General features: G+C 60.8%; 21 protein-coding genes and 1 tRNA gene. 12 read left to right on the top strand and 10 right to left on the bottom strand.

The annotated features are described in order from the left end of the window. Positions 1 to 452: 452 nt before the first annotated feature. The 4 genes from A3AY_RS0101120 (at position 453) to A3AY_RS0101105 (ending at position 2,428) form a co-directional block, all read left to right on the top strand. A complete protein-coding gene (locus A3AY_RS0101120; protein ID WP_018323826.1) occupies positions 453 to 806 on the top strand; it encodes a DUF1428 domain-containing protein in 354 nt (117 codons plus the stop codon). A gap of 69 nt (positions 807 to 875) precedes the next feature. After that, a complete protein-coding gene (locus A3AY_RS0101115; protein WP_018323825.1) occupies positions 876 to 1,298 on the top strand; it encodes a secondary thiamine-phosphate synthase enzyme YjbQ in 423 nt (140 codons plus the stop codon). A 163-nt stretch (positions 1,299 to 1,461) separates the two neighbouring features. Then, on the top strand, positions 1,462 to 1,866 hold the full coding sequence (locus A3AY_RS0101110; RefSeq protein ID WP_018323824.1) for a ketosteroid isomerase-related protein: 405 nt from the start codon (positions 1,462 to 1,464) through the stop codon (positions 1,864 to 1,866). Between the two features lie 169 nt (positions 1,867 to 2,035). After that, complete coding sequence (locus A3AY_RS0101105; RefSeq protein ID WP_018323823.1) at positions 2,036 to 2,428, top strand: hypothetical protein; 393 nt, start codon at positions 2,036 to 2,038, stop codon at positions 2,426 to 2,428. Between the two features lie 309 nt (positions 2,429 to 2,737). Here A3AY_RS0101105 and A3AY_RS0101100 read toward each other — a convergent pair whose 3' ends face one another. Beyond that, positions 2,738 to 3,481, bottom strand: coding sequence for an SIMPL domain-containing protein (locus A3AY_RS0101100; protein ID WP_018323822.1), 744 nt, complete (start codon positions 3,479 to 3,481; stop codon positions 2,738 to 2,740). A gap of 157 nt (positions 3,482 to 3,638) precedes the next feature. Between A3AY_RS0101100 and A3AY_RS0101095 the strand changes: the two genes are divergently transcribed. Both A3AY_RS0101095 and A3AY_RS40255 read left to right on the top strand, forming a co-directional pair. Then, a tRNA-Ile gene (locus tag A3AY_RS0101095) sits at positions 3,639 to 3,714 on the top strand. Between the two features lie 181 nt (positions 3,715 to 3,895). Further along, on the top strand, positions 3,896 to 4,381 hold the full coding sequence (locus A3AY_RS40255) for a hypothetical protein (protein WP_018323821.1): 486 nt from the start codon (positions 3,896 to 3,898) through the stop codon (positions 4,379 to 4,381). A 198-nt stretch (positions 4,382 to 4,579) separates the two neighbouring features. On the opposite strand, the gene A3AY_RS0101085 is transcribed toward A3AY_RS40255, so the two are convergent. Further along, the gene (locus tag A3AY_RS0101085) at positions 4,580 to 5,584 is read right to left on the bottom strand and encodes a P63C domain-containing protein (protein ID WP_018323820.1); all 1,005 of its coding nucleotides are present in this window, start codon (positions 5,582 to 5,584) and stop codon (positions 4,580 to 4,582) included. Between the two features lie 341 nt (positions 5,585 to 5,925). Here A3AY_RS0101085 and A3AY_RS0101075 point away from each other — a divergent pair, with 341 nt between their 5' ends. Beyond that, complete coding sequence (locus tag A3AY_RS0101075; protein ID WP_018323818.1) at positions 5,926 to 6,417, top strand: Panacea domain-containing protein; 492 nt, start codon at positions 5,926 to 5,928, stop codon at positions 6,415 to 6,417. Continuing rightward, entirely contained in the window at positions 6,383 to 6,790 is a 408-nt protein-coding gene (locus A3AY_RS41320) for an MAG6450 family protein (protein ID WP_420830239.1), read from the top strand. The genes A3AY_RS0101075 and A3AY_RS41320 overlap by 35 nt, the downstream gene beginning before the upstream one ends. A 301-nt stretch (positions 6,791 to 7,091) precedes the next feature. Here the strand turns inward: A3AY_RS41320 and brnA are convergent, their stop codons facing one another. Next, positions 7,092 to 7,328, bottom strand: coding sequence for a type II toxin-antitoxin system BrnA family antitoxin (gene brnA / locus A3AY_RS0101065; RefSeq protein WP_018323816.1), 237 nt, complete (start codon positions 7,326 to 7,328; stop codon positions 7,092 to 7,094). An 833-nt stretch (positions 7,329 to 8,161) separates the two neighbouring features. On the opposite strand from brnA, the gene A3AY_RS0101060 reads away from it, so the two are divergent. Both A3AY_RS0101060 and A3AY_RS0101055 read left to right on the top strand, forming a co-directional pair. Beyond that, positions 8,162 to 9,463, top strand: coding sequence for a Tad domain-containing protein (locus tag A3AY_RS0101060; RefSeq protein ID WP_085995000.1), 1,302 nt, complete (start codon positions 8,162 to 8,164; stop codon positions 9,461 to 9,463). Between the two features lie 253 nt (positions 9,464 to 9,716). Then, the gene (locus tag A3AY_RS0101055) at positions 9,717 to 11,597 is read left to right on the top strand and encodes a DEAD/DEAH box helicase (protein ID WP_018323814.1); all 1,881 of its coding nucleotides are present in this window, start codon (positions 9,717 to 9,719) and stop codon (positions 11,595 to 11,597) included. Between the two features lie 229 nt (positions 11,598 to 11,826). On the opposite strand, the gene A3AY_RS0101050 is transcribed toward A3AY_RS0101055, so the two are convergent. From A3AY_RS0101050 to pcaD, 5 genes are all read right to left on the bottom strand, one after another. Next, positions 11,827 to 12,888: a 3-carboxy-cis,cis-muconate cycloisomerase gene (locus A3AY_RS0101050; RefSeq protein ID WP_018323813.1), complete on the bottom strand. Its 1,062-nt coding sequence runs from the start codon at positions 12,886 to 12,888 to the stop codon at positions 11,827 to 11,829. Positions 12,889 to 12,992: 104 nt separating this feature from the next. Next, positions 12,993 to 13,604 (bottom strand): protocatechuate 3,4-dioxygenase subunit alpha, encoded by a 612-nt coding sequence (pcaG, locus tag A3AY_RS0101045; RefSeq protein ID WP_018323812.1) that lies wholly within the window; start codon positions 13,602 to 13,604, stop codon positions 12,993 to 12,995. Then, on the bottom strand, positions 13,604 to 14,353 hold the full coding sequence (gene pcaH / locus A3AY_RS0101040) for a protocatechuate 3,4-dioxygenase subunit beta (RefSeq protein WP_018323811.1): 750 nt from the start codon (positions 14,351 to 14,353) through the stop codon (positions 13,604 to 13,606). The genes pcaG and pcaH overlap by 1 nt, the downstream gene beginning before the upstream one ends. Positions 14,354 to 14,364: 11 nt before the next feature. Beyond that, positions 14,365 to 14,769, bottom strand: a complete 405-nt coding sequence (gene pcaC / locus A3AY_RS0101035) for a 4-carboxymuconolactone decarboxylase (RefSeq protein ID WP_018323810.1) — start codon at positions 14,767 to 14,769, stop codon at positions 14,365 to 14,367. Positions 14,770 to 14,773: 4 nt separating this feature from the next. After that, on the bottom strand, positions 14,774 to 15,574 hold the full coding sequence (pcaD, locus tag A3AY_RS0101030; RefSeq protein ID WP_018323809.1) for a 3-oxoadipate enol-lactonase: 801 nt from the start codon (positions 15,572 to 15,574) through the stop codon (positions 14,774 to 14,776). Positions 15,575 to 15,666: 92 nt separating this feature from the next. Here pcaD and pcaQ point away from each other — a divergent pair, with 92 nt between their 5' ends. Continuing rightward, entirely contained in the window at positions 15,667 to 16,614 is a 948-nt protein-coding gene (gene pcaQ / locus A3AY_RS0101025) for a pca operon transcription factor PcaQ (RefSeq protein ID WP_018323808.1), read from the top strand. Positions 16,615 to 16,715: 101 nt separating this feature from the next. Continuing rightward, positions 16,716 to 18,701: an adenylate/guanylate cyclase domain-containing protein gene (locus A3AY_RS0101020; RefSeq protein ID WP_018323807.1), complete on the top strand. Its 1,986-nt coding sequence runs from the start codon at positions 16,716 to 16,718 to the stop codon at positions 18,699 to 18,701. A gap of 3 nt (positions 18,702 to 18,704) precedes the next feature. On the opposite strand, the gene A3AY_RS0101015 is transcribed toward A3AY_RS0101020, so the two are convergent. Both A3AY_RS0101015 and A3AY_RS0101010 read right to left on the bottom strand, forming a co-directional pair. Beyond that, on the bottom strand, positions 18,705 to 19,361 hold the full coding sequence (locus tag A3AY_RS0101015) for a sulfite oxidase-like oxidoreductase (RefSeq protein ID WP_018323806.1): 657 nt from the start codon (positions 19,359 to 19,361) through the stop codon (positions 18,705 to 18,707). Positions 19,362 to 19,544: 183 nt separating this feature from the next. Beyond that, the gene (locus A3AY_RS0101010) at positions 19,545 to 19,781 is read right to left on the bottom strand and encodes a DUF982 domain-containing protein (protein ID WP_018323805.1); all 237 of its coding nucleotides are present in this window, start codon (positions 19,779 to 19,781) and stop codon (positions 19,545 to 19,547) included. Positions 19,782 to 19,843 lie beyond the last annotated feature (62 nt).

Genomic DNA, 19,843 nt, shown 5'->3' with positions numbered 1-19,843 from the left:
CGTGCCTGTGAGGCACACATGAGGAGCGGCGACTGGCGTGTCGGAAGACAGGCCTTTCGTGGTGCCGTCGATGCTGGAGCAATCNGGTAAAAGTCGAGCGCCACCCTGTGCCGAAAAAAGGTGCCGCCATCCCCGCAGAGAAACCGNAGTTGCAGGTAAAAACCACCGAGACGGGGCACGTCGCGTGTCACCTACTATTACTTAACTGAGGCACCCGACGTGCCCCGGCCGATCCCGCCTGGCCCCGTGAGGCCGGCGAACCGAAATGACTTGAAGCACGGGCGAAAAAGCCGCCGCGTGAACGAGAAGGCGTGTCCGGATAGAAGAGCAAACAAGAACGGAAGAGCGTCTGGGTGCGCTGCGCACTGTCGCCTTTTCTCTGTTCCCTCGGTTGACGATCCGGCTTGCCGCGCCATTTCGCTTGGCATGGTTCACAGTGGAGGAAACCTCAAATGCATTATGTCGATGGATTTGTTCTCGCCGTGCCGAAAGACAATATCGAAGCCTACAAGCACATGGCCCGTACCGCCGGCGAGGTCTGGAAGGAATATGGCGCCTTGTCCTATGTCGAGTGCATCGGTGACGACGTGCCCTATGGCGAACTTACCTCCTTCCCGCGCGCGGTGCAGGCGAAGGAGGACGAGGTCGTCGTCTTTTCCTGGATCACCTATCCCTCGCGCCAGGCGCGTGACGAGATCAACGCCAAGGTCATGGCCGACCCGCGGCTTGCAAGCGACAAATGGACCATGCCCTTCGACGGCAAGCGGATGATCTATGGTGGCTTCGAGAGCTTCATGGAACTATGACTATTCCGTTTTTGAACGCGCACCGACAAGCCTGCCCGCCATTGCCGCGGGCGGGCCGGAAGACAGACAATGCCACAGACCATCATCACGCTCGCCACCCGCGGCTCCGGCCTCTACGAATTCACCCGGGAGGCGCAGGCCTTTGTCCGCGAGAGCGGGCGGGAGGAGGGGCTGCTCACCGTCTTCGTCCGCCACACCTCCTGTTCGCTCCTCGTCCAGGAAAATGCCGATCCGGACGTGAAGCACGATCTCGACCGGTTCTTCAAACGCCTGGTGCCGCCGTCGACCGATCCGTCGATGCGCTGGATCGTCCACACGGCGGAAGGACCCGACGACATGCCGGCCCATATCAAGGCGGCGCTGACGCAGGTCTCCATCGGCATTCCGGTGGCCGGTGGCCGGCTGCTGCTCGGCACCTGGCAGGGCCTCTATCTGTTCGAACACCGCGACCGGCCGCACCGGCGCGAGGTCGTCCTGCATCTTTCCGGGTGATGTCGCCTTGGCGCTGGACAGCGGCTGTCGGCCGGTGCAGTCTCACCCTGTCGTCCGCTTCCATTGCGGAACAAAATCAGGGCGTTGGCGTTACTTTCGAGTGGTGGCCGCAGGGCTTGGGCACGACAATAGGGCTGGGGCTCGACAATCAGGGGGAAGTTCATTGACTGACGCGCAGACGATCGCCAGCCGCTTCATGGAGGCCCTGAACGAGCGGGATTTCGACACGCTCGCCACCTTTCTCGACGAGGACGTGGCGCTTGATTCGCTGACGGGACAGCGGACCATCGGCGCCGGCCCGCTGCGCATGAGTGTCATGAGCTATTTCCGCCATTTCGACGAGACCTTCGGCGACATGGTGCTGATGCACGATGGCTTCGGCCAGCGCATCGCCATCGATGCCACCGCCCGCGGCACCTACCGCGAAACCATGCCCGGCTTCCCCGCCGCCAGCGGCCAATCCTATTCGATCCCGAGCGTCTTCGTCTTCGAAATCGAAAACGGCGCCGTCACCCGGCTCAGCCACTACCGCAACATCCGGGTCTTCGAAAAAGAGCTCGCCCGCTAACCTCCGCGCTTGCCTTCCCGCGATTCGCTCCCCGCATCGGCCGCCTGAACCGCCGATGAACGGCGGATTCTGCTTCCGTTCAGCCGCCCCGGCTTATCTTTCGTTCCATGCCCCGAAGCAAAAACAACGGGCGGACGTTTGAATTTTGACCCAACACGGAGAAACACTCATGAGACGGATCCTTACAAAACTGGCACTTGCCGGCTTCATCGGTCTGACGGGTCTCGGCGCAACGGTCGTCCCGGCTGCCGCCGAAACGCTGACATTCGGCATCCATTCCGGCGGCGTCGTCGATGTTCAGTATCGCGATGGCTATGGCGACGAACGCGACTGGGGCCGGGATCGCCGCCATCGCCCGGACTGGGGTGACGGCTGGGGTCGTGAGCGCCGCGGTCGTTGCGCTCCGTGGCTTGCCGTCGACAAGGCGCGTGACTACGGCCTGCGCCGGGCCTACGTCGCTGACGTCTCGTGGCGCCGCGTCGTCGTCGAGGGCCGCCGCCATGGCGATTATCGCCGGATCGTCTTCGCCAATGCACGCGGTTGCCCGGTGATCGGCCGCTAGCGGCAAGCTTGCCGTCCTGAGGCTGGCATCAGCGGCCGGTCGGCAGACCCCAATTCCTTCCGTCTCGTCTCCCCCGGCCGGCGGAAAGTCTCGCCCCTCGCGGTTCATCCGCGGGGGGCGTCTTTGTTTTATCGCCACGGCTTGGGGCATCCTGCGTGGCAGGCGCACGACAGCCACCCGATCTCCGCCGCATGAAGCGCCCGTCACAAGGCCGGGAAGGGGGGATGATTTGAGCGGCTGCTTTGCCTCACCAAAGCGAAACCCCGCCGAAGCGGGGTCTACTTTTCCACGGTCGTCGGCGATCCGATATTATTGGGTGATCGCGAAGGTGACGTTGACGGTGACGTTGTAGCTGTTTTCTCCCGTCGCGATCGGCACCGCATCGGCAGCATATTCCTTTGCCATGGTGCGCATCATCGGCAAGGGTTCGGGCCGGGATGAGTTCTCTGAAATTTCGACGATGCGGCCAAGAGCCACGCCGGCTGCCTCCGCAAGCACCCTGGCCTTGGCAACGGCATCGGCCACCGCCTCCTTGCGGGCTTCGATGATCGTCGCTTCCGGCTTGTCGTTGGTGAACTGGATCGAGCCGCCCTGGTTGACGCCGAGCGTCACCGCCTGGTCGATGATCTCGCCGAGCTTGGCCAGGTCGCGCACCTTGATGGTCAGCGAATTGGCGACCTGGTAGCCGGTCAGGACCGCCGGACGGTTACCGCCGTCGTTGTTGTCCGGATATTGGTATTGCGGATTGACCGCAAAGCCCGAGGTCTGCAGGTCGCGCTCGGCAATGCCGCCGGCCTTCAGCGCGTTGAGTACGGCCGCCACCGCCTTGTTGTTGGCGTCGAGCGCCTCGCGGGCGGTTTTTGCATCCTTGACGACGCTGAAGGAGAGGATCGCCATGTCGGGTGCCACCTGCGCGTGGCCCTCGCCGAAAACGGTGACAACCGCCTCGCGCGGCTCCTTCTCCTGCGCAAGGGCAGCCGTGCCCGCGAAGCCCGCAAAGACGGCCGCCAGGACGGTGGTCGTCAGCGCGCGGCGAAAATAGGTAGGGGTCATGGATGGGTTCTCTCCGGTTGTGTCTCGTCCCTGCCACCCTTCTTGAGGATTGATTGTGTAGGGATTGCGGCAACGTCTTGTGGGAAAACCCGTTTTCCGCTAGAGCCAGTCCACCGCCGTCTGCCATTGGTCGGCGGTGCCGGACGGATCCGGGGCAGGGCCTGTAGCTCAATGGTTAGAGCCGGCGGCTCATAACCGCTTGGTTGGGGGTTCGAGTCCCTCCGGGCCCACCAAATCCTTTAAATTCAAATACTTAGATATTGTTTTCTAAAGTATTTCGTTAACTGAAAAATTTCTAACCTATTGATTTTTATTAAAGGGGCGGACTCGAACCCCCTCAAAAAAAGCTAACTTGATCTCATATACAACTAATGCGAGTGTACTGAGCGATTGGTTTTGAATTTGGAAAAAACAATGAGTCGCAAAAAGTTGGAACTAACGCATCCCCAATTTCCCGGCGCGTTCGGGAAACTTGACCGGCGTGGCGGGGTATCGTGGCAATATGGGAGAGGTGGTGGTGCCTATCACATTCCAGGAGAGCCCGGTGATGCCGAATTTCTCAAGCGGTATCAACAACTCGCGGAAATTCAGGCGGAGCAGGAAAACTATATCGCGGAGCTTTCCAATGCCTATCTAAGACCAGTCGCGATATCGGACGTAATAACTTATCCGCCGCGAGGTCTCAGCCGCTACGAAGCTGCGCGCTACGTCGGAGTGGCACCGAAAGTATTTGACGAGATGGTGGTTGATGGAACCATGCCAAGGTGCAAACGCTTGCGAGCACAGGCGATTTGGGACCGCGTTCAGTTAGACATCGCGTTCAACGCATTGGATAGCGGTGATGGGATGGATAAGCTGAGGGAATCGCTTCGAGAGAGCCGTAGCGGTAGCACGCTATGACGTCCGCGATTCCACATGTTCGCTTTGGCTGTCTGCCAACCACCGTTGAGCCTCCGCCGTCGCGGCGAAGGGGCACATTGATGATGGCAAGGATACAACCGCAAAGGTGCTCGGCGCGAACGTCGGGAAGAGGTGTGCCGAGAATATGACGCCGGAACGTTGGGCCGAGAAGGCTGCCGAAAAGCGGTGGGGTAACAGCTAAAGTCCCTCGCTACCAAAATCCATCGGGATTGTTTCACCGTAGCGAGGATGGATTTTGTCCAGATTGCTTTTGAAATCCTGGTATGTCGCGCTCAACCGCATGATAGTCGTGACTGATGCGAGATGCTCTCGAAGTTTGGGATGCCCCATGTCAGGGGTTAACTTCCGGTGCATATGATGTTTACGGCGGCCAGACGGCAATTTTGGGGTTGTCTTTCGCAGTTCCTCACGCAACCCCGGTGCCAGCCGATCATAAATAATATCGTTAGTCAGGTGCCCAAAATATTGTGGGCGTTTCACCGTTTCGCGCGGGAAATCCAGTTTCCGAAGACGGAAGAGCTGCTCATAGAAGACGTCAGGGAAAGTCTGAACCCATGGCTGCAATTCCTTGGCGATGAATTTTTCCAGAATGCGAGCCAGAGCATCCGCCGCTCTGTCGCGCTGATAACCGGTGGCCTCATCGACCAACGCTACTATGCCTACGGTAGCAAGGCCCCGTATTAGAATGTCTGCTTGTTTTGCAATGTGTTCCTGATTTTTGGTGAGTCCACCCCCATCGCGTGCCTTGAGATAAACCTCGCACACCTGGGGCAGCATTTCGGCACGATACCCGAATGCTTTCTGACCGGATGGAAGCCTAAATTCGATCTGGCTCGACGTCACGTATAACTCATTGGGAATAAATGGCTTTAGGTTCTTAGCCGTCAAAAATGCAGGTAAGTTGACGTCGGCATCATAGAAGCCTCGCCCTTTCGCCTGTCTCGACCGTCCCAACGCCCTCATCATATCGCTTTGAGTGAGAACTCGAATGCCATTCTCAAGTACGGCGCATGACAGTTGAGCATCGCCCACCTCAATCTCGCCCGTATAGATTGCTTCCGGTAAGTCTTTGTTCCATCGGGTGTCAGCCGCACGCTTCGCGATTTCACTCCTTTCCGCAGGCGTTAGCGCATTAGCGCGCGCCCTTGCGGCATCTACCTTCTTGGGGTCTTTATCCATCATGGTCCTGCCCTATGCTTGCATTTCGATTCCGCAAGCATAATGCTTGCGGATATGATTCCGCAAGCATGATTTGAAAACCAAGCGCTCTACACCGTGTTTTACAACTCTCGCAAAATTCATAAGTCGCTTCGCGTGACCCCGGCTAGGGAATCTGGTCTTTAGGAGGCGGTTCGCGATTTCGAACGGATTGGCGAACTTATCGATGCTCGCGTTCCGAAGTTCGGCCCGCGCAGCCCTTATAAAAAGCGCAATGAGATCGCATAAGGCGCGTTCTAGCCGATTCAAAACCGCAAAAATCATGTATAACGATCCCATGGAACTTCGGCTGGGGGGAAGATTCTATGCTCAAAAAAGGTGCGTATGTTTCGCCGCTGGCGCTGGCGACGTGGTTTATCAACCACGCGGATAGGGACGCTGGTGAAGCTGTGACGCATCTCAAGCTCCAAAAGTTAATTTACTACGCGGAAGCATGGTTCCTTGCGAATTTCGATCAATCGCTGACGAATGAGAAATTCCAGGCGTGGGCTCATGGACCCGTGTCACCTACCGTTTATGCGAAATATCGTGATAGCGGATGGGACGCTCTCTCCCCGGAGAAGCCGAAGCCGATCCCGGAAAACCTCGTTGGCTTTCTGTCCGAGGTATACGAACAATATGGCCAGTTGGGAGCCAAGAAGCTAGAGGCGTTGACTCACAAAGAAGACCCGTGGAAAGTTACCCGAGGCGGGCTCCCGCCAGAGGCAAAATGCACAGAACCTATTGATAGGCTCTTGATGCGTAATTTCTACGCGGAACGAATTGGGAAAAAACGGATCAAAACACTTCAAGATTAAGACCGGCGATGTCACGTCGCCGCAAGTAATAGATGCGACCGCAGGGAAAGCGACCGGCGATAATTTTTGCGGGATCAACTTCCGATATTTTCAGCAAAAGCATGAATGCCTCTCTGCGTGGCAGAAAGATGAACTCAAGAACTTGTCCGTTTGGATGTCGAAGCAGGCAAAGCGCACCGTCGCTCAGATTCAGTCAACCACACAGACTTGTCACGCGCATAAAGGCAAGAGGTGCTCACTGCCATCCGATGTCAGCCCAGATGTGAGACTTTACGGGCTTGATGTAACGGCTGGCGCGAGAGTGCATGGCTTCTTTCAGGCAAATACCTTCTTCCTTGTCTGGCTCGATCGCACCCATTCATTTCACGATTAGAAAATTCAAACCGAGGCACTACCAGACTGGTGTCAGCTTATCCGGGTGCCAGTGGGCGTCACCCTAGATGATTCTTTCATCCCAAGGGGGCGTCCGGGGCGAGGTTGTCAGGATCGCTGGCCCAAGCATGTCGTGCCGTATTGGGAAGATTGGCTGCGCCCACCAAATCCTCTGATTCGCCAGATACCCCGTTATTTTTGCCAATGATTGTGTCCTCGTCCTCGCCTGTTGTGATGGACCTCTGGAACGGGTGGCAATCGGTAACTGGTTTCGTCTTAGCCTGTGCAATGGACGCTGGTAGTCAGGACGCGTTGCCACCTTGATCTCCGAGTCGTTCGGCAATCCAGATCTTGATTAGGGCCTGTCGGGTAATGCCTAAGCGCTGTGCCTCCCTATCCAGCCCGTCAACAACCCAGGCCGGGAAATCGACGTTAACGCGCTTGATTGCCAGATTGGGGCGATAGCCCTTTTCCCAATCCGCGTCGCCGCTGATGTCCTCGCCGGTGTCGAAACGCCGGTCAAACTCACCCGCTTTCATGATGCTATATCTCCTGCTTTCTGGCGCGGCGAACCGGACGTTGCGACAGAAAATAGTGGTTTCGACGCCTCTTCGTCCTTCGGGCCCATCAAAGTATTCGATTTCATTAGATTTTATGGCATGTTTTCTAACGAAAAATAGAAAACTATTTAGAAAGTGCGGGGGGTTCTAACGAAAATGGAAAACAGAACGCTATAGAAAACTATGGAACGAACGGGGAAGGTTTTCTAAAAAAAACGCTTATTTTTCAATTGGATATTCGGGCCCTCCGGGCCCACCATTTCTGTTCTGTCCGACCCGGAGACATAGGTACCGGATTGTTCCTAAAGACATGGCATGCTTACGGCGGCAACAACGACCTGTATCGTGCCGACCGCAGCCCCGCGCCGTGATGATCCGGTCACCCCTTGGATGTGGCCGTTAAAATAAGTGGTGAGGAAAGCGCGCCACAGACTTGGTGCCGGCGCTCAAATTCACATCGTTGTCCTGCGCCTGATCAATATAGAGCGATACTGTCTCTTTTCTCCACGCTTGTTGTTTATAATTATTGCGAATGATTTGTCTATAATATTTGGATGTACCATTTTTGAGCGGTAAAGTCATTGTATTATTTTCGTCAGTGCATCTTTTATTGCTAACGTTACCATAGAATTCGAATTATGTTTGAATTTTATTTTGGTTAACTATCGCGATTTACTGCCGTTTAGAATTTCACGGCTATTGTCTCCGCCCATGAGTGTAAAAAGCGTGGGCAGTCGGCCACGCAGCGGGGCGGGGTGACCACAGTGCGTATCGTGAAAAGACTATTTGTGGATCGGGCAGGCAACTTTGGCATGATGGGCGCTATCGCCATCGTCCCTCTTCTTGGTTGTGCCGGCATGGCCATCGACTTCGCCCGTGCCATGGAGCTCAAGGCGCAGCTTCAGAACGCCGCCGATGCCGCCGTGGTCGGCGCGATCGCTGAAAAATCCGCGGGCGTCGCCCAGGCGATCAACATGCCGCAGGATGGCCCCGTTCCGCTCAGCGAAGCGGAAGCCGAGGCGCTGTTCGAGGCGCAAATGGATGCGGGAAACGCCCTGTATGATCCGGAGGCGGCGGACGATCTGAAGATCGACACCGTGAACGCCTCGATCAGAAAGAGCGGCAAAGACATCAATGCCGAACTGACCTATCAGGCAACCCTGAAGACGTCCTTCCTGCGCATCATCGGCAAGGAGAGCATCTCCGTCTCCGGCAAGGCCACCGCGACGTACCAGTCGCAGTCCTTCATGGACTTCTACATGCTGCTCGACAACACGCCCTCCATGGGGGTCGCTGCGACGCCGACCGACGTCGACAACATGATCAAGGCGACGGCGAAAGTGTCCGACAGCGGTTCGAGAAACTGCGCCTTTGCCTGCCACATCGTCTCGGAAAAGGGCGTGATCAACACCAACAGCAACTATTTCGTCGCCCGCAACAACGGCATCACCATCCGCATCGACGTGGTGGCAAAGGCTGTCGCGGCGCTGACGCTGGAGGCGGAGCGGACGCAAAGCTATTCCAACCAGTTCCGCATGGCCGCCTATACATTCGGCGAGACGGCGGTGGACGTGAAGCTCCTCAAGGTCGCGGCACTGACCGCCGACCTGACGAAGGTTAAGGCCGGTACCGACAAAATCAAGCTGATGAGCATACCCTACCAGGGCTACAACAACGACCAGCAGACGAGCTTCGACAACGCGTTGACCAAGATCGATGCCGAGATCGGAACCCCCGGCAATGGCACGAGTTCAGCCAGCCCAGAGAAGATCGTCTTCTTCGTTTCTGACGGCGTCGGCGACAGCTACAAGCCGAAGGGCTGCACGAAGAAGCTGACGGGCACACGCTGCCAGGAGCCGATCGACATCACCTACTGCCAGACGCTGAAGGATCGCGGCATCAAGATTGCCGTTCTCTACACCACCTATCTGCCGCTGCCGAACAACAGCTGGTACAACAGCTGGATCAAGCCCTTCCAGTCGGAAATCGGAACCCGCATGCAGGCCTGCGCTTCGCCCGGCTTCTACTTCGAAGTGAGCCCCACGGAAGGCATCGAGGCGGCGATGAAGACCCTGTTCAACAAGGTGGTGCGTTCACCGCGCCTGACGAGCTGAGTTTCCTACTGCGAGAGCGGCGATAATCACACGCGGCCATGCATCCGGACGATGCGTGGCCGCTCCTGCATTCGGCCCTGGCCGAGCCTTGTCTTGGCGCGTTTTCCCCGGCCGCGGCGTTCGGCTCTGTACAATTCGCGCAGGGCACAGTAAGAGGGCGCGCATGTATTGGCCCGCGACGTGCTGGCCGCGGTGACTGCGCTCTTCCTTATCGACCGACGCGCACGGCAGCCGAATTCCGAAAGACAAACATATGACAGAGTTCGACAGCATCGCTCCGGCGATCGCTCAGGCGTTGACGAAGCGCGGCTATTCCGAGTTGACCCCGGTGCAGAAGGCGGTTCTCGGTGCAGAACTTGAGGGCCGCGATGCGCTGGTGTCGGCGCAGACGGGGTCCGGCAAGACGGTAGCCTTCGGCCTCGCACTCGCCTCGACGCTGCTTGATGGCCGGGAGCGTTTCGCGCAAGCCGGCGCTCCGCTGGCGCTGGCCGTGGCTCCGACCCGGGAACTCGCCCTGCAGGTCAAGCGCGAACTGGAATGGCTTTACGAATTGACCGGCGCGACGGTCGCCTCCTGCGTCGGCGGCATGGACATGCGCAGCGAAAGACGGGCGCTCGAGCGCGGCGCGCATATCGTCGTCGGGACGCCGGGGCGTCTTTGCGACCATATCCGCCGCAATGCCCTCGACATGTCGGCGCTGAAGGCCGTCGTTCTCGACGAGGCCGACGAGATGCTCGACCTCGGCTTTCGCGAGGACCTGGAGTTCATCCTCCAGGAAGCGCCGGCCGAGCGCCGCACCCTGATGTTTTCCGCGACCGTGCCGCGCTCGATCGCCAATCTTGCCAAGAGCTACCAGCGCGACGCCGTCCGCATCTCGACCCAAGCCGAGCAGAAGCAGCATCTCGACATCGAATACCGTGCGCTGACCGTGGCGCCGTCGGATCGGGAGAATGCGATCATCAACGTCCTGCGCTTCTACGAGGCGCGCAACGCATTGGTGTTCTGTTCGACCCGTGCGGCCGTCAATCACCTGACGGCGCGCTTCAACAATCGCGGTTTCTCGGTCGTCGCCATGTCGGGCGAGCTTAGCCAGAACGAGCGAACCCATGCGCTGCAGGCGATGCGCGACGGGCGTGCGCGGGTCTGCATCGCGACCGACGTTGCAGCGCGCGGCATCGATCTGCCGGGCCTCGAACTCGTCATCCACGCCGACCTGCCGACCAACCCCGAAACGCTGCTGCACCGCAGCGGCCGCACGGGCCGCGCCGGCCGCAAGGGGGTCAGTGCCCTGATCGTGCCGAACAGCGCCCGCCGCAAGGCCGAGCGGCTGCTGCGTGACGCCAATATCACGCCCAGCTGGGCAAAACCGCCGTCGGCCGACGAGGTGACCCGCCGCGACGACGAGCGCATCCTGGCCGACCCGGCCTTCGACGAAGCGATCCGCGAGGAAGAGCAGGAGTTCGTCCGCGAGCTCCTCGAAAAGCATGGAGCCGAGCAGGTTGCAGCCGCTTTCGTACGGCTGTCACGGGCCGGGCGCTCGGCGCCGGAGGATCTGATGGACACGCCATCCTTCACGCCGTCGGCGGATCGGGGCGATCGGGGCGATCGGCCGGAGCGTGGCGAGCCGAGGGCGCCGCGCGGCGATTTCGGCGACAGTGTGTGGTTCTCGCTGTCGGCCGGCCGCAAGCAGAATGTCGAGCCGCGCTGGCTGATCCCGATGCTCTGCCGCATCGGCCGCATCACCAAGCAGGAAATCGGCGCCATCAAGATGCAGGCCGAGGAGACCTATGTCGAGATCGCCCGCGACTGGGTGGATCGCTTCGTCGAAGCGATCGGGCCGAAACTGGCGCTCGAAAAGGGCATCCAGGTGAGGCAACTCGACGGCATGCCGGACCTTTCCGGCGGATCGCGCGGTGCGCCGTTTGCGGGCAAGAAGGCCGGGAAGCCCGATTGGAAGGGCGAAGCCAAGCCGAAGCGCAAGTTCGATGCAAAGCCGGATTTTTCCGGTGCCGACCATCGCGCTCCGGAAAAGACGGATACCAAGCCGTGGAGCAAGAAGCCTGGCAAGCCGAAGTTCGACAAGCCGGGCGCCGAGAGTGCCAAGCGCAAGCCGTTCAAGAACAAAGCGAGCTGAGTTGTTTTCCGTGCTCCGGGTGCCAAGGGAATTGCGGCTTGCTCCTTCTTCTCCCCGGCGGGGAGAAGGCGGCTCGCGGAAATCGCCGAGGTAGCCCCCTCATCGCCTCGCATAGCGCTCCGCTCTTCTCCCCGCTGGGGAGACGAGCGGAGCGTGTCGTGAGCGCCGTCGATCCATATGGGACAGCTTTCCGCGAAGCGACAGAGGGGCAGACTGGCGTCAGTCGCTATCAACCGCCCTCAGCGCCAAGCCGCTTGATCTGACCCACGAGCACTGATGCGAGCCGCAGGCTGGCGCCGCAGGCGATGGCCATTTGCGGCAGGATCATCCATTCGAGCGTCCAGGCGGCACCGGAGCGTTCCTGCTCGTGAACCATCGACTGGTGAATGCCGGAAAGCTGTACGGCGTTGAAGCGGGCGAGCGCGACGAGCGCTTCGGCAGCCACCGGATTCTGCTTGTGCGGCATTGCCGACGAGCCGCCGCCGCCCGACAATTCGATCTCGTCGCCGGCCTGCGCCAACAGCGCGATGTCCTGGCCGAATTTGCCAAGGCTGCCTGAGATCAGGGACAGGATATGGGCGAGGTCGGCGATCGTCGTCCGCTGGCTTTGCCACTGCGGATGATCGGCGAGGCCGAGATGTTCGGCAAGGGCAGCGCGCACGACGCCAGCCTTGTCGCCAAGCTTTTCGAGAGTGCCGGCGGCGCCACCGAACTGCAGCGGGAAGGACACGACGGCCATTCGCTCCAGCCGGTCCTCGTAGCTGGCAAGCGGTGCATTCCACGCGTTGACGCGATCCGAAACCTTGATGGCAATCGCCGCCTGCATGCGCGTCCGGGCCATCAGCGGGTTTGCGCCCCACTGCCGGTCGATCTCTCCGAAAGCCCCGCGAAGCTTGTCGAGGCGGCCGCACAGCAGCCGGCAAACCGATGTCAGGCGCAGCATCAGGCTGGTGTCGATCACATCCTGGCTGGTGGCGCCGAAATGCAGCTTGTCGGCGGCGTCTCCGCCGATCGCCTTGCGCAGCTGGCGGACGAGTTCAGGGATCACCACGCCGTCTGTCGCGGTGGCGCGCCGCAGGGCCAGAACATCGGGCAGAAAGTTGCCGCAGACCTCGGCGATGCGTGCCGCCGCCTCGGCGGTTACGATCCCTTGTTCGGCCTGTGCTTTTGCCAGCGCCGCCTCGAACGAGAGCATGGCGCGGATGTCTGCGTCCACCGAGAAGAAGTCGGCAATTTCCTCGTCGCCCAATAGGCCCGAGAGAAACGGATGATCGAAGACGGAGGCGGTCATATCTTTCCCCCAGGCGCATGGAGCGTTGAATGGCGAAACGCTCTATCCCATATTTTAAAGCATTTCCGGACGGAAAACCGTTTCACATTTTTTCTGGAAAATGCCTAGATGTCGAGAAAGACGGTTTCCTTCTCGCCCTGCAGATGAATGTCGAACGTATAGATAGAGCCCTTGCGCGGGGCGACCAGTGTCGCGACGCGGTGGCGGTGTTCGATGCGCGCAAGCAGCGGATCTTCGGCATTGGCCTCGGCTTCGTCGGCAAAATACATGCGGGTGTGCAGTCCGATATTGATCCCGCGCGCGACGATCCAGAAGGTGATATGCGGCGCCATCCTGCGCCCGTCCTTGTAGGGCACGCGTCCGGGCTTGACGGTTTCGAAGGTGAAGACGCCTTCGTCGGCGCTGGTCGGGCAGCGGCCCCAGCCGGTGAAATTGGGATCGGCGGCACCCCTAAGTTCGGACGGGCTGTTGTAGAGGCCGCTCGCATCGGCCTGCCAGATTTCCACAAGCGCATCCTTCAGCGGCGTGCCGCCGCCGTCGATCACCCGGCCGCGCACGGTGATGCGCTCACCCAGCGTCTTGTCGTTGACCATCGACGAGCCGAGATCCGTCTCATAGACGGCGATGCCGGCGAAATTGGGCGTGCAGCCGATATGGACGTAAGGGCCGGCGGTCTGCGACGGCGATTCCTTGCGGTAGCCGAGTTCCTGCACCATCAGTTGCCCTCCAGCCGGTTTTCAAACAGCGTCGAGCGGCGGCCGCGCAGCACGATGTCGAACTTGTAGGCACGCGCATCCATCGGGATGGTGTTGGCCCAGTCGAGCGGCGCGATCAGTTGCTCGATGGCGCGGCGGTCCGGGATGGTCGTGACGATAGGACATTTCCAGATCATCGGGTCGCCCTCGAAATACATCTGCGTGATCAGCCGCTGGGCGAAACCATGGCCGAAGATGGAGAAGTGGATATGGGCCGGGCGCCAGTCGTTGACGCCGTTCGGCCACGGGTAGGGGCCGGGCTTGATGGTGCGGAAACGATAGGTGCCATCCGCATCGGTGATGGCGCGGCCGCAGCCGCCGAAATTCGGGTCGAGCGGCGCGAGATAGGTTTCTTTTCTGTGGCGGTAGCGCCCGCCCGCATTGGCCTGCCAGAATTCGAGCAGCGCGCCGGGGAGCGGCTTGCCGCGTTCGTCGAGCACGCGGCCGTGCACGATGATGCGCTCACCGATGGCGCTCTCGCCGGGCCTGGCGAAGTTGTGGATGAGGTCGTTGTCGAGTTCGCCGAGGATGGAATGGCCGAAGACCGGGCCGGTGATCTCGGAAATCGTGCCGTCGAGCGAGAGCAGCGCCTTTTGCGGCGAGCGCAGCACGGAGGTCTTGTAGCCCGGCGTCAGCGCCGGTGCATGCCAGGCGCGGTCACGCTGGAAGAACGCGCCGGTCTCGGGCTTCTTGTTGGAAAGGTCGGACATTTCGCTTTTCCTCAGGCTCCCTGTTCGGCGTCCATCTGTTCGAAAACCTGCTTGGCGATCTTGATCGCGCGATTGGCGGCGGGCACGCCGGCATAGATCGCCACGTGAAGAAGCGCTTCGGCGATGTCGGCGCGGCTGGCGCCGGTATTGGCCGTTGCCCGCACATGCATGGCGACTTCCTCGTCATGGCCGAGGGCAGCAAGCAGGGCGATCGTCACCATCGAGCGCTCGCGCTTCGACCAGGTCGGCCGCGACCAGAGGTTGCCCCAGGCCGCTTCGGTGATCAGTTCCTGGAAGGGCCGGTCGAAATCGGTTGTCGAGGATTCGGCCCGGTCGACATGGCGGTCGCCAAGCACCGCGCGACGGGTGGTCATCCCCTGGCGGTAGCGTTCGGTCTGCGCGGCGGCGTCATTCATGGCTTTACTCTTCTGACAGGACAATATCGATGAAGGCGCGCAGCACGGCAGTCAGCGCCTCCGGCTGTTCGACACAGGGGATATGACCCGCATCGCGGATGACTTCGTAGCGTGCGCCCGGGATAAGCTTTGCGGTCGAGAGAACCAGGTCAGGCGGTGTCGAGCCGTCTTGATCGCCAACGATGCAGAGGGTCGGCACGGCGATGCGCTTGGCGGCCTCGGTAAAATCGGCATCGCGGATCGCGGCACAGGTACCGGTGTAACCGGTGACTGGCTGGCGTGCGAGCATGTTGCGGTAGCCACGATAGGCGCTGTTTTCCGGCCGGCGGAAAGCCGGGGTGAACCACTTCTCGAGGATTCCGTCGGCGATACTCCCGATACCGTCCTGCTCGACGGTGGCGATGCGCGAGTCCCAGGATTCCACGGTGCCGATCTTGTGGGCGGTATCGCACAGAATGAGCGCGCGCACGAGATCCGGTCGCGTCGCATAGAGACCTTGCGCGATCAAGCCACCAACCGACAGGCCGCAGATGATGGCCTGCTTCACCGACAAGAGATCGAGCAGGCCGGCCAGATCGGAAACGTGCAGATCCATCGAATAGGGGACATCGCCGATATCGGAAAGGCCGTGGCCGCGCTTGTCGTAGAGAACGATGGCGAAGTCGCCAGCGAAGCGCACGATCACGTCCCGCCAGATGCGGAAGTCGGTGCCGAGCGAATTGGCAAAGACAAGCACCGGCTTGTCATTGGCAGCGCCGATGATCTGGTAGTGAAGCGTGACGTCGTTGATATGAGCAAATTGCACTGGAATTTCCCTCCACCGCCAGATTGGGACTTTTATCCGGTTAAGTAAAATGACATTTTATCGTCTATCATTAACTTCAGGGTTATCAGTTCATGATCGACGCCCGTGTGAAATTCCGTCATTTACAGACCTTTGTCGAGGTTGCGCGCCAGAAGAGCGTGATGAAGGCGGCGGGCCTTCTGCATGTCAGCCAGCCGGCCGTGACCAAGACGATCCGCGAACTGGAAGAGGTGCTGGGTGTTGCCGTATTCGAGCGCGACGGCCGGGGCATCAGGATCACCCGCTACGGCGAGGCCTTCCTGCGGCACGCGGGCGCGGCTCTGACGGCCATTCGGCAGGGGCTGGATTCGGTGTCGCAGGAGCGCGCCGGCGAGGGGCCTCCGGTGCGCGTGGGCGCACTTCCGACCGTGTCGACCCGCATCATGCCGCGGGCGATGACGCATTTCTTGAACGAGGAGACCGGCAGCCGCATCAAGATCGTCACCGGCGAGAATGCGGTGTTGCTGGAGCAGTTGCGAATCGGCGATCTCGACCTCGTCGTCGGGCGGTTGGCGGCACCCGAGCAGATGACGGGATTTTCCTTCGAGCACCTCTATTCCGAGCAGGTCGTCTTCGTGGTGCGCAAGGGGCATCCGCTGCTTTCGGCGAAGCGCTCGATGTTCGACGATCTTGGCACCTATCCGGTGCTGATGCCGACACGCGCATCGATCATCCGGCCATTCGTCGAGCGGTTCCTGATCGCCAACGGCATTGCCAGCCTGCCGAACCAGATCGAGACCGTCTCCGATTCCTTCGGCCGCGCCTTCGTGCGGGCAAGCGACGCCATCTGGATCATTTCGGCGGGCGTCGTTGCAGGCGATATCGAGGACGGCATGCTGGTGGCGCTGCCGATCGATACCAGCGAGACGAGGGGGCCGGTCGGGTTGACGATGCGGGCCAACGCCATTCCCTCCATGCCGCTCGCCATCCTGATGCAGACGATCCGCGAGGCGGCTGCCGAAGTCTCGGGCAAGCCAATGGAGGCGGCCGGGCCGCAATAGGCGAAGGCGCGGTCGTCTCTCGCTGTACGAGTTTATCAGCCCCTGCTATTGTTCCTTCGGCTGCAAGTGTTGATTGTATCAGTACATTTTGGATTTGAGGCATGTCGGAACAATCGGTTGGCCCTGTCGCCAAGAGCAATGCGGCCGGGTGGACCAGACCGCTGCGGTCGTTGCTGGGCCTTGCAATGGCGGCCCTGCTGATCGTCGTATCGAGCACGCTTGTGGGTTTCGGCTACTGGCGGGCTCGGGATTCCGCCCTCGTCAATGCCGAGGCCGATATGCGCGCCTTTTCCGATCGGCTGGTCGACCGGATGGGGATACTGTCCGGGCGCACGACAGCGCTCGTCGGGTTCACCGCGTCGATTGCCAATTCCTTCCTCGTGCCGCCGCCGGAACGCTTGGACGACAAGATCACGCTACTGCGTGAAGTCATCGCCCAGTCGCCGGATCTCGATGGAATCTATGCCGGCTATCCGGATGGCGCCTTTATCCAGGCCGTCGATCTGAAGACCGAGGCATGGCGCAAGGCACTTGTCGCGCCGGCAGGCACCGACGTCGCCATCCGCGTCATGGAGCCGATGGCGGCGGAAGTGCGCAGCAGCCGCCTTGTTTTCCTCGACAAGGACGGCCGTCAGACGCTGGAGCGGCGGCTCCCCGCCACCGACTTCGACCCGAGAGGGCGGCCCTGGTATCAGGCAGCGGTCAACGGCACGAAGCCGACGGCGATCGGCCCCTATATGATGGCGACGACGGGGACGCTCGGCATGAGCATCTCGCAGGCGCATCGCAGCAATCGCGGCATCGTCATCGGTGCGGATATCGATCTCGGCACCATCACCGAGTTCATGGCGCACGAGCGCCTGACCCCTGGGACCGTCGCCGTGGTGATGGACGCCGCCGGCCGGCCGATCATGCATTCCGATCGCGGACTGATGGCCCGCATGACGGCGCCCAAAGAGAGGGGCGAACCGAGTGTTTCGAGGGCCGCAGATCCTTTGCTCAAAGGGATCAGGGCCAACCTGCCGAAGGACGGCGGGGTGAGCGTCGCCGACATCGGCGGCCGCACCTACATTATCATGGCGACTTCCGTGAAGTCTGTTCTGTTGCTTGCCGGACACCGCACGGTGGTGGCGGCACCGCTGGACGAGTTGACGGCGGCCGCCAGCCGCAGCCTCTACCAGGGGCTCGCCATCGCAGCCGCTATTGTCATGCTGGGGCTGGTGACCGCCCTGTTCGTGGCCCGGCTGATCACCCAGTCGCTCGGCCACCTGACGGCCAATGCAAACCGGCTGCAGGACCTGGATTTCACCGCACCGAGCGAAGTCTCGTCGCACATTGCCGAAATATCGACGCTCGGGCGGGCGATGAGCCGGGCGCGCGACGCGATCTTCACCTTTGCCCTCTACGTGCCGAAGGAACTGGTGCGCAAGGGCATCGAATCCGGCGAGTTCGCGGGCAGGGGCGCGCGCCGGCAGGAAGTGACCGCGTGGTTTACCGATATCTACGATTTTACGACGTTGAGCGAGCAGCGTACGCCGGAAGAGGTCCTAGCCCTTCTGTCGGATTATTTCGATCTCTTCAACGAGACCGTCAGCGCCCATGGCGGCGAGATCATCCAGTTTCTCGGGGATTCCGTCTTTGCCATGTGGAATGCGCCGGTCGCCAACGAGCGTCATGCGGAGAATGCCTGCCGCTGCGCGCTGGCGGTCGAGAGGAAGCTCAGGGTGTTCAATGCCGATCTGAAGGCGCGGGGCCTGCCGGAGTTGCGGACCCGCTTCGGCGTTCATACCGGCACGGCGGTCGTCGGCAGCGTCGGAGCCAGGCAACGGCTGCAATATACCGCCATGGGCGATACGGTGAATGTCGCCTCGCGCCTTGAGGGCATGAACAAGCTCTATGGCACGACGATCCTCGCAAGCAGTGCCGTGGTGGCGCAATGCGGCGACGCGATTGCCTTCCGACCGCTCGGCGAGGCGCAGGTCAAGGGCAGGATGACCGCGTTGGATATCTACGAAGTTGTTGGCGAGAAGACGGATGGGGATTGCCAGCCTGACGGCCCGGAACCACGGGTAGCACGGCAGGCGTAGCGATCAATCGTGCGTATAGCGCTGCTCACGCCACGGGTCGCCGAGCATGTGATAGCCGTTCCTTTCCCAGAAACCAGCCTGGTCGCCAGGCAGGAAATCGATGCGGCGCAGCCATTTGGCGCTCTTCCAGAAATAGAGGTGCGGGATGACAAGGCGCATCGGGCCGCCGTGATCGCGCGTCAGCGGCTCGCCTTCCCAGTGCGTTGCAAGGATGCCGTCCTCGGAGGCGAAATCGCCGAGCGGCAGATTGGTGGTATAGCCGTCATAGCTTGTCAGCATCACGAACTTCGCTTCCGGTTTCGGCATCACCAGATCAAGCAGGTCGTGGGTGGAGACGCCCTGCCAGCGATTGTCGTAGCGTGACCAGGTCGTCACGCAATGAATGTCGGAGAGCTTGCTGCTTTGCGGCAGGCGAAGGAAAGCGTCCCAATCGAGCTTCACCGGATTTTCGACGGCGCCGATAATCTGCAGCGCCCATTCCGCCGGCTGGATCCGCGGCTGCTGGCCTAGATCGAGAACCGGCCAGTTCTTGACCAGATGCTGCCCTGGCGGCAGGCGGTCGGTTTCCGAGCGAGTGATCTTCCCCGTCAGGAACTTGCCTTCCTCGGCCCAGCGCCGTTTGGATACGGTGAGTTTCGTTTCCGGGACATTGTCGCTCATGAGGGGTAACTCGTTGCATAAGCCGGGCCGGCGGAGAAGGCCGCGAAATTACAGTGTGGATCGCCCGCGATGTCAAGCGCGGGCGGTCGCTGTCTCTGCCGACTGACGCTGTCCGCCGCGGTCAGACGTCGCGCGGCCTGCGGGCCGAGACGCTTGGTCGAGTCCGGGAGCCGGTTTGCGGAATCAGGCGAGCATGCCTTCTTCCCGCAACGCGGCGACGAAGGAAGTCCAGGCCTTCTTCGGGCTGCGGATGCCGTCGAGTGCATCGAGGCAGTGCTGCAGGGCGCGACGATAGGTCAGGCCACGCCTTGCCGGCCAGCGGCGAAGAAATTCGACGGCGTCCCAGGCGCTGGTGATGATGTTTTCCTGATGGTTCTTGACGATCACTCTGACGGGGGTGGGGAAGGGTTTGTCGCTCAAGGTCGTCCTCATGCTGCTTACAAATTGACGGCACGGTAACGCACGGCCCCGGCGAAGGTTCC

Origin of the sequence: Rhizobium giardinii bv. giardinii H152, from assembly GCF_000379605.1 — a bacterium.
GTDB classification, from domain to species: domain Bacteria; phylum Pseudomonadota; class Alphaproteobacteria; order Rhizobiales; family Rhizobiaceae; genus Pararhizobium; species Pararhizobium giardinii.
This window is presented reverse-complemented; position numbering and strand designations above follow the sequence as displayed.

Coding starts and splice junctions, on each gene's coding strand:
- A3AY_RS40255 (WP_018323821.1), top strand. CDS start 3,896: ATGAGTCGCAAAAAGTTGGAACTAACGCATCCCCAATTTCCCGGCGCG.
- A3AY_RS0101115 (WP_018323825.1), top strand. CDS start 876: ATGCCACAGACCATCATCACGCTCGCCACCCGCGGCTCCGGCCTCTAC.
- A3AY_RS0101120 (WP_018323826.1), top strand. CDS start 453: ATGCATTATGTCGATGGATTTGTTCTCGCCGTGCCGAAAGACAATATC.
- A3AY_RS0101100 (WP_018323822.1), bottom strand. CDS start 3,481: ATGACCCCTACCTATTTTCGCCGCGCGCTGACGACCACCGTCCTGGCG.
- A3AY_RS0101020 (WP_018323807.1), top strand. CDS start 16,716: ATGTCGGAACAATCGGTTGGCCCTGTCGCCAAGAGCAATGCGGCCGGG.
- A3AY_RS0101015 (WP_018323806.1), bottom strand. CDS start 19,361: ATGAGCGACAATGTCCCGGAAACGAAACTCACCGTATCCAAACGGCGC.
- brnA (WP_018323816.1), bottom strand. CDS start 7,328: ATGAAAGCGGGTGAGTTTGACCGGCGTTTCGACACCGGCGAGGACATC.
- pcaQ (WP_018323808.1), top strand. CDS start 15,667: ATGATCGACGCCCGTGTGAAATTCCGTCATTTACAGACCTTTGTCGAG.
- A3AY_RS0101075 (WP_018323818.1), top strand. CDS start 5,926: ATGCTCAAAAAAGGTGCGTATGTTTCGCCGCTGGCGCTGGCGACGTGG.
- A3AY_RS0101105 (WP_018323823.1), top strand. CDS start 2,036: ATGAGACGGATCCTTACAAAACTGGCACTTGCCGGCTTCATCGGTCTG.
- A3AY_RS0101060 (WP_085995000.1), top strand. CDS start 8,162: ATGATGGGCGCTATCGCCATCGTCCCTCTTCTTGGTTGTGCCGGCATG.
- A3AY_RS0101050 (WP_018323813.1), bottom strand. CDS start 12,888: ATGACCGCCTCCGTCTTCGATCATCCGTTTCTCTCGGGCCTATTGGGC.
- A3AY_RS0101055 (WP_018323814.1), top strand. CDS start 9,717: ATGACAGAGTTCGACAGCATCGCTCCGGCGATCGCTCAGGCGTTGACG.
- pcaH (WP_018323811.1), bottom strand. CDS start 14,353: ATGTCCGACCTTTCCAACAAGAAGCCCGAGACCGGCGCGTTCTTCCAG.
- A3AY_RS0101085 (WP_018323820.1), bottom strand. CDS start 5,584: ATGATGGATAAAGACCCCAAGAAGGTAGATGCCGCAAGGGCGCGCGCT.
- pcaC (WP_018323810.1), bottom strand. CDS start 14,769: ATGAATGACGCCGCCGCGCAGACCGAACGCTACCGCCAGGGGATGACC.
- pcaG (WP_018323812.1), bottom strand. CDS start 13,604: ATGGTGCAGGAACTCGGCTACCGCAAGGAATCGCCGTCGCAGACCGCC.